General features: G+C 57.7%; 8 protein-coding genes. 6 read left to right on the top strand and 2 right to left on the bottom strand.

The genetic code is table 11. The annotated features are described in order from the left end of the window. On the bottom strand, positions 1-1,127 hold a 1,127-nt coding region (locus IGS51_RS14115), incomplete at its 3' end, for a site-specific integrase (protein WP_297079107.1). A gap of 356 nt (positions 1,128-1,483) precedes the next feature. Here IGS51_RS14115 and hemH point away from each other — a divergent pair. The 4 genes from hemH (at position 1,484) to IGS51_RS14095 (ending at position 4,593) form a co-directional block, all read left to right on the top strand. Beyond that, positions 1,484-2,647, top strand: a complete 1,164-nt coding sequence (gene hemH, locus IGS51_RS14110) for a ferrochelatase (RefSeq protein WP_297079105.1) — start codon at positions 1,484-1,486, stop codon at positions 2,645-2,647. Between the two features lie 87 nt (positions 2,648-2,734). Then, entirely contained in the window at positions 2,735-3,532 is a 798-nt protein-coding gene (locus tag IGS51_RS14105; protein WP_297079104.1) for a tetratricopeptide repeat protein, read from the top strand. A 3-nt stretch (positions 3,533-3,535) separates the two neighbouring features. Further along, positions 3,536-3,859, top strand: a complete 324-nt coding sequence (locus IGS51_RS14100) for a YnfA family protein (RefSeq protein WP_068509534.1) — start codon at positions 3,536-3,538, stop codon at positions 3,857-3,859. Between the two features lie 59 nt (positions 3,860-3,918). Further along, positions 3,919-4,593: an HD family hydrolase gene (locus tag IGS51_RS14095; protein ID WP_297079101.1), complete on the top strand. Its 675-nt coding sequence runs from the start codon at positions 3,919-3,921 to the stop codon at positions 4,591-4,593. On the opposite strand, the gene tsaD is transcribed toward IGS51_RS14095, so the two are convergent. Next, the gene (gene tsaD / locus IGS51_RS14090) at positions 4,590-5,657 is read right to left on the bottom strand and encodes a tRNA (adenosine(37)-N6)-threonylcarbamoyltransferase complex transferase subunit TsaD (protein ID WP_297079099.1); all 1,068 of its coding nucleotides are present in this window, start codon (positions 5,655-5,657) and stop codon (positions 4,590-4,592) included. The genes IGS51_RS14095 and tsaD overlap by 4 nt on opposite strands. Before the next feature lie 303 nt (positions 5,658-5,960). Between tsaD and IGS51_RS14085 the strand changes: the two genes are divergently transcribed. Both IGS51_RS14085 and psaJ read left to right on the top strand, forming a co-directional pair. Then, positions 5,961-6,446 (top strand): Photosystem I reaction center subunit III, encoded by a 486-nt coding sequence (locus tag IGS51_RS14085; RefSeq protein ID WP_068509541.1) that lies wholly within the window; start codon positions 5,961-5,963, stop codon positions 6,444-6,446. A 112-nt stretch (positions 6,447-6,558) separates the two neighbouring features. Further along, on the top strand, positions 6,559-6,681 hold the full coding sequence (gene psaJ, locus IGS51_RS14080) for a photosystem I reaction center subunit IX (protein ID WP_068509544.1): 123 nt from the start codon (positions 6,559-6,561) through the stop codon (positions 6,679-6,681). Positions 6,682-7,166 lie beyond the last annotated feature (485 nt).

Here is a 7,166-nt window from a genome sequence, read left to right as displayed (position 1 = left end):
GCCTCCACCGCCATCTGCTGATCGCGCCGAGTAATCCAGCGGTGATAGGTGCGCGTATGAACGGCGACGGAGTGGCCCATCATGCGAGCAGCAACGGTATCGGGTAGCCCCACATGGATAGTTCGCACGGCCCAGGCGTGGCGCAGGTCGTAGGGCGAAAAGGGCAGGTCATAGCGGCGAAACTGGGTGGCGACCTGCTGCCCAATGCGCTGGAGCGTTGTCTGGCGGAGATCGGTGGCGATTGGCGGCAGCATCACCTCGCGCAGGCTGAACCGATCCACCCATTCCACTGGAAACGGCCAGACCTGGTGTTCGCCTGTCTTCGTCTGGCCTAGCACCTCAATCACGCCGCTGGGGTCGCCCGTTCGCAGCGCGTCGTAATCACAAAAAAACACCTCATGGTTTCGCAAGCCGTAGGTCGCCATAATGCCAAACACAAAGCGCCACGCAGGATTGGGGATTTTTTCGTAGGCGGCGAGGATGTCGGCTTCGGTGGGGAGTTGGCGCAGTTGGGTTTTGCTGTTGCCGTAGTTGCCCCAGTAGGTTTTCAGGTCGATGGGCAGGTCGATGTGCAGAAACTCGGCGAGCGCACCAAGGGCGGTGCAGCAGATCTGGCGGCTGCGGGTGTTGGGCTGGGTGGCTTGCACCGTGGCGTAGATGGCTTCGGCGAGGCTGAGGTTTGGGCGGGTCTGGGCGATCGCCTCCAATTTTTTCAAATACGGCGCATAGGCTTTTTCCCAGGTCGTCCGCACCGAAGCGGGGTTCGCCGCACCTTCCTGCCGCGTCCAAAAGTCCTGCTGAAACGCCGCCAGCTTTTCGGGCAAATCCATCTGGCTCAGTCGCCCGCCGCCCTTGACGGGCAAGTAATTGTGCCAATCAAAACTGTTTTGCAAAAGCTGTGCGGCGATAATCTTGGCTTCGGTTTCCGCCTGCTTCAGTCCGTCTGCGGTGGCGGGCAGGTTCAGGCTGATACGCTGCTGGTGCGGATTCAGCCGATGGCTGCCCGGTCGCGGCGGCAGCGTCCCCCGCAGGCTCAGCTTTTCTCCCCGCCGCTCGATTTGTAGCCCTAGTCGTGCTGCCCTGAGGCGCTGGTTGGTTTGCAGGATGCGATCGTCGAGGCTGGGCATGGGGAAGTCAGGGAGTGGAGGATTTTGAGTTTTGGATTTTGGGTTTTGGATTTTGGGTTGAAGAGCCGGGGTGCAGTGCTGGTACGGTGGTTCTACAATCGCCAATCCGAAATCGCCAATCTAAAATCCAAAATCGGTTGGACGCTGGGGGCATTAGCCGCTAAGTTTCTTATATACCGTGTATTCCCAAGCTGGGATTTGCGTCGGACGATGGTTGCGGCTTGGACAGACAAAATCATTACAAAGATTACGAAAGTTTAAGCTTTTGGGGTTCGATGTAGTTGAGAAAGTCTCTCAGGTTGAATCGTTGTTAAAATCAGTAACAAATATTAAAGCCAAGGAAAGCCGTAGTCACTATGGGTCGTGTTGGGGTTTTGCTACTAAACCTGGGAGGGCCAGATCAGCTAGAGGATGTGCGCCCGTTCCTCTATAACTTGTTTTCCGACCCGGAGATTATTCGGCTGCCGTTTCCCTGGTTGCAAAAGCCGCTGGCCTGGCTAATCGCCAACAGCCGCACCCGCAAGTCTCAGGAAAATTATCGTCAGATCGGCGGTGGCTCTCCGCTGCGGCGCATTACTGAAGAGCAGGGGCAGGCGCTGCAAGCCGCGCTTCAGCAAAAGGGGCAGGAGGCGCAGGTCTACATCGGGATGCGCTACTGGTATCCGTTTACTGAAGAGGCGATCGCCCGCATCAAGCGCGATGGGGTCGATCGGCTGGTGATTTTGCCGCTTTACCCGCAGTTTTCCATCAGCACCAGTGGTTCCTCCTTCCGCCTGCTAGAAAAAATTTGGTCAGAAGATCCCGCGCTGCAACGGATCGACCACACGGTAATCACCTCCTGGTACAAGCGCCCCGGCTACCTGCGGGCAATGGCGGATCTAATTGCCCAGCAGTTGGATCAGTTTGAGAATCCTGACGCGGTTCACATCTTCTTTAGCGCCCACGGCGTGCCGCTGAGCTATGTCGAAGAGGCGGGCGACCCCTACCAGCGCGAAATTGAGGAATGCACGGAGCTAATCCTGCGGACGCTGAATCGTCCCAATGACCATACGCTGGCTTATCAGAGCCGCGTGGGCCCGGTGGAGTGGCTGCGGCCCTACACCGAAGATGCGATCGCCGAACTCGCTGCTCAGAGCGTTCAGCATCTCCTGGTCGTGCCCATCAGCTTTGTGTCGGAACACATCGAAACGCTGCAAGAAATTGACATCGAATACCGCGAGATTGCTGAAGAGGCTGGGATTCACAATTTTCAGCGAGTGCCTGCGCTCAACACCCATCCGGTCTTCATCAACGACCTGGCTGAGATGGTGGTGGACGCGCTGAATTCGCCCAACCTGACCCTGGATCAGATCGCCCGCCCCGCCGAAACCACCAAGATCTACCCGCCGGAGCGCTGGGAGTGGGGCATGACGACGGCGGCGGAGGTGTGGAACGGGCGACTGGCAATGCTGGGCTTCCTGGCGCTGCTGGTGGAGCTAATCAGCGGTCACGGCCCGCTGCACTCGCTGGGGCTGCTGTAGCTTGATCTGCTGTGGCTTGATAAAAGCTGTGGCTTGATAAAGAACTGCACACCCACTGCACACCCTCAGAGAAGCGGAGGTTTGTCTATGGTCAACGCCCTGAGCCTAGTTTCCTCTCTGGGGCTGAGCCTCTGGATCATGGCTGCGCCAAGTGCTGCCTTGGCTCGGCGATCGCTCAGCGTTGCAGAAGCTCATGTGGCTGAAGCCCGTGCCGAGGATCTGCTGCATCAGGGACAGCAAGCGGCAGATCGCGGCAATTTCCGAGAGGCGATCGCCGCTTTTACCCTGGCGCTCCGGCAAGATCCGACCTTCACGGCTGCTTATCTGCATCGCGGACAGGCACACCACGATGTTGGCAACTTTGACCAGGCGATCGCCGATTTTGAGCAAGCCCTTCGGCTAGAGCCAGAAAACGTCAGAGCGATTTACAGTCGCGGTGAAGCCCAAATCGATGTCGGCAATCCGCAGGGCGCAATTACGGATCTGAGTCGGGCGATCGCGCTCGACCCGACCCATGCCCAGGCCTATGGCGATCGCGCTGTGGCTCACCTGATGTTAGGTAATCTTCAAAATGCCCTGCAAGACTTTGACCAGGCTATTGCGCTCAATGCCCAAAACGCAGACTTGCATTACAACCGGGGCAAGGTGCGGACGGCGCTGGGAGATTGGCGTGGGGCACTGAGTGATTATAATCAGGCGATCGCCCTAAATCCCAATTTTGCTGAAGCCTACGGCAATCGTGGGCTGCTGCGGTTTGAGCAGGGCGATCGCCAGGCCGGACTAGACGACCTCCAACGAGCGCTAGACCTCTTCCAGCAGCAGGGCAATCGAGAAGGCTATCAGTTTACCCAAATGCTGATTCGCCAACTGGAAGCAGTGGAGTAGGCCGTGCTGCAATCTCTAGGTTTTTTCATTCTGTCGGGGCTGTGCGAAATTGGCGGCGGCTATCTGGTTTGGCTGGCGGTGCGCGAAGGCAGGCCATCGGTGCTGATTTTGGTGGGCACGGTGCTGCTGACAGTGTATGGCTTTGTAGCGACGCAGCAGCCTGCGAATTTTGGACGGGCCTATGCGGCCTATGGCGGCGTGTTCATTGTGCTGTCGCTGCTGTGGGGATGGCAGGTCGATGGTCTTGCGCCCGATCGACTGGACTGGCTGGGCAGCGCCATTGTGCTGTTGGGCGTTTGCGTGATGATGTATGCGCCGCGTTCTTAGGTTTAGCAGGCGGGAGCAAGTGCTAGGGTGAGAGATGGACTCGCTTTTGCTGCTTCACGATGGAATTTTCGGGTTTTGATTTTGACCTTGCGCCGACTCGTCTCGCCCAGCAGATCCAGTTTGTTCTAGAAATCGACAAGTTGAAAGGCGTGCTGCGCCAGACCTTGCTGACCGATGCCTCGCGCCGAGAAAACAGTGCTGAACACTCGTGGCATCTGGCCCTGATGGCGATCGCCCTGGCAGAATACGCGCCCGCCCCCATCGACCTGTCGCGGGTGGTGCAAATGGTGCTGCTGCACGACCTGGTAGAAATCGACGCAGGCGACACCTTCGCGTTTGACAGACAGGCTAACCAGGACAAAGCTGAGCGGGAACAGGCCGCCGCCAACCGCCTGTTTGGGCTACTACCGCCCGACTTGGGGCAACCCCTCCGCACCTGCTGGGAAGAATTTGAAGCAGCGAAGACAGGAGATGCCCAGTTTGCCCACGCGCTCGATCGCCTCCAGCCGTTTTTGCACAACCTGCAAACCGAGGGCGGCACCTGGAAGCAACATGGCATCACGCGCGATCGCGTCTTGGGGCGAATGCAGCCTGTGAAGCAGGGCGCTCCCGCACTCTGGCCGGTTGTGGAGGCTTTAATCCACCAGGCGGTTGCAGCAGGCTACTTGCTGCCAGACCCAGACACCACTCCTCCCTCTGACAGATCGTACCCCGACAGATTACATCCTGACTAATCGCACCCCGACGGATAGCACCCCGACGGATAGAGCGACATCACCTGCGACAGCGGCAAGCGAGACTGTACGCCCAGCGTCAGCGGCGAGGTGTGCCCGTGCTTCAGGTGGTCGGCAGCGGCGCAGGCGATCATGGCGGCGTTGTCGGTGCAAAACTTGAGCGGCGGAAACAGGACGCGCAGATTTTCGCGCTCGGCGGCCTCCTGGAGGCGGAACCGCAGGCCACTGTTGGCCGCCACACCCCCGCCAACGGCGATCGCCCCCAGTCCATAATCTTTGGCGCAGGCGATCGCCCGTTTGGTGAGCGATCGCGCCACCGTGTCTTGAAAGCTGGCAGCCAGGTCAGCCACAGGCAGCGGTTCAGACGATTCCTGCAAACTTTGGGTCAGCCGCAGCATCGCCGTCTTTAGGCCGCTAAAGCTGGAATCGTAGGGATGATAGCCGCCCTCTGGCAGAGAAATTTTGCCGTCTGGCAGCGCAAACGCCATCGGATTGCCGTCTTTTGCCAGACGGTCGATCACGGGGCCGCCCGGATAGCCCAGCCCCATCAGCCGCGCTACCTTGTCAAAGGCTTCTCCGGCGGCATCGTCGCGGGTTTCGCCCAGCATTTCATACTGGCCGCAACCTTTGACATAAATCAGGCTCGTGTGCCCACCCGACACCAGCAGACAGAGAAACGGCGGCTCTAGCTCTGGTTCGCTGAGATAGGAAGCGTAGATATGGCCCTCCAGATGATGCACACCGAGAAATGGCTTATGGTGCAGCATGGCCAGCGTTTTAGCAGCCGTCAGCCCCACCAACAGCGCCCCCACTAGCCCCGGCGCACAGGTCGCCGCCACGCCGTCAATCTCTGCCCAGCCCAGCCCGCTATCGGTCAACGCCTGGGCGATCGCCCAGTTCATTGCCTCCAAGTGCTGCCGCGATGCCACCTCCGGCACCACGCCGCCATACTGCTGGTGAACCTGGATTTGCGACGACACCACATTGCTTAACAGGTGGCGATCGCGCACCACCGCCACAGCCGTTTCATCACAACTTGTCTCTAACGCTAAAACCGTTGGCATCTCAAGCTTGGTTCCTAACTCAAATACTCAACTTCCCGCCCAACCCCAAATGTAGAGTTCTTTGAACTTTTGTAGCGCCTGTACCCGCTTCAAGCTAATATCAAAAGTCGTCAAGAGCTAATCCTATCAAGGCTTCTGGCAATTGCCAGCGATTTTCCTTGAGCGCTTGTCAATTTTCTAAAAGCTTAACGTGGTCACGCTTCGCTTGCGGAGTATGATCGCTCCAAAGCGTGAATGCTGTTCTAAAAGCATCTTAATTGTTTGTAATAAGTCGTTGCATTTTGTAACAAGGGAAGCAATTCCATGCGCAAGTTGTTTGCTCAGCTATTTGCCCTCGTATTGGCGGTTTCCTTGTGGGGAGGGTTTGCAGCCCCCGCCTCCGCCTATAACCTGACTCCCTGCGCCGATTCGCCAGCGTTTCAGGCGCGTGCTGCTAAGGCTGTCACTGCCCAAGCCAAAGCCCGATTCCAGTCCTATTCCTCTGTCCTGTGCGGCGAAGACGGCCTGCCCCATCTAATCGTAGACGGCAGCCTCTCCCATGCGGGCGAGTTTCTCATTCCTAGCATTTTGTTCCTCTATATTGCCGGGTGGATTGGCTGGGTCGGTCGCGCCTACGTGATTTCCGTGCGTGGCGACAAAGAGCCTGAAATGGCTGAAATCATCATCGACGTGCCCCGCGCTGTGAAATTCATGACGACCGGGCTGCTGTGGCCGCTGGCTGCGGTGCAGGAGTTTACCACAGGTAAGCTGACTGCTCCCGACAACGAAATCACGGTGTCCCCTCGCTAGGCGCTCTCACCTTGGTGTGGCCCGCGCATTTCGCGTTTTTACAGGATTTCAACCAGGTTTTCATTTCAACGGTCTCTCAAGCTAACGTCTCTCACGTTTCGGAGCATTGTTCATGCAGTATTTCTTGAAGTACCTCTCGACAGCCCCCGTGCTGGCAACGATCTGGATGTTCATCACGGCTGGCATTCTGATTGAGTTCAACCGCTTCTTCCCGGATCTGCTGTTCCACCCCTAGTGCGGATCTTGAGTAGAGGCCTGTGGCGCTCGATCGTTCCAGGCCTTGCTTCCGACCCGTTTGCTACTGCGGCTCGTGCGATCGCACAAAGGCTACACCGCCCAGGATCACCCGCAGAGAACCCAACGTTCAGACCGCTTTCTGCTGAGGAAGCGGTCTTCGTTTTTATCTCTTGCGGTAAAATCTGCATTACATCCCTGCCAATCGGCTGCGTTGCTTTGATGAGTCGTATCTAGAGTCCGCTTGCATGGCTGCACCGCTGTCTTGGCTACGCTGCTGTAACGCCTTGTGGGGTGATGGGAAGCAGTCAATTTGGATGGGGGGCATTTATACTGAGGTGCATGGCACTTGTTCTGACACATCTCGCAAACTGGAGCGTCTTGCCCAGAGCTTGCTCAGGAATAGTATTCGGAGCAATAGTATCCGGAGAGTATTCGGAGCAATGGTATTCGGAGCAATGGTATTCGGAGCAATGGTATTCGGAG

The sequence above is a fragment of the Thermoleptolyngbya sp. M55_K2018_002 genome (assembly GCF_015295965.1).
Classification (GTDB): domain Bacteria; phylum Cyanobacteriota; class Cyanobacteriia; order Elainellales; family Elainellaceae; genus Thermoleptolyngbya; species Thermoleptolyngbya sichuanensis.
Note: the sequence above shows the minus strand (reverse complement) of the source record. Positions and strands in the feature narration are given on the sequence as shown.